Genomic DNA, 328 nt, shown 5'->3' with positions numbered 1-328 from the left:
GTCCCAGAAGGCCGCCACCGCGTCCAGCATTTCGTTGCCGTAGCGGATGAAGGCGTCCTCGTCGAGGGGGGTCTGGAAGTAGTATTCCTCCAGCTCCTCCTGGGTGTGGCGGGCGTGCTGGGCTTCGAGCCGGCTGTGCCAGACGAAAAAGCCCAGGGGCAGGTCGGCGCGATGGCGCTCGTTGTAGCGTTTCAAGCCCTCGATCAGCTCCTCCCAGAAGCCCGCTGCCGCCCAGTTCTCCACCGCGTAGCTCGCCGCCTGGGAGACCGCGTAGTCCTCGCTCCCGTAGAGCCGGATGAGCTCGTCGCACAAGAAGAGGGTGGAGGAG

The 328-nt window shown here is 65.9% G+C and carries 1 pseudogene; it reads right to left on the bottom strand.

From position 1 onward, the window contains the following. Nucleotides 1-328: pseudogene (locus tag ACTFO6_RS18230) on the bottom strand (hypothetical protein); the annotation flags it as partial.

Origin of the sequence: Pelomicrobium sp. G1 (assembly GCF_051905455.1) — a bacterium.
Classification (GTDB): Bacteria; Pseudomonadota; Gammaproteobacteria; order Burkholderiales; family UBA6910; genus Pelomicrobium.
This window is presented reverse-complemented; position numbering and strand designations above follow the sequence as displayed.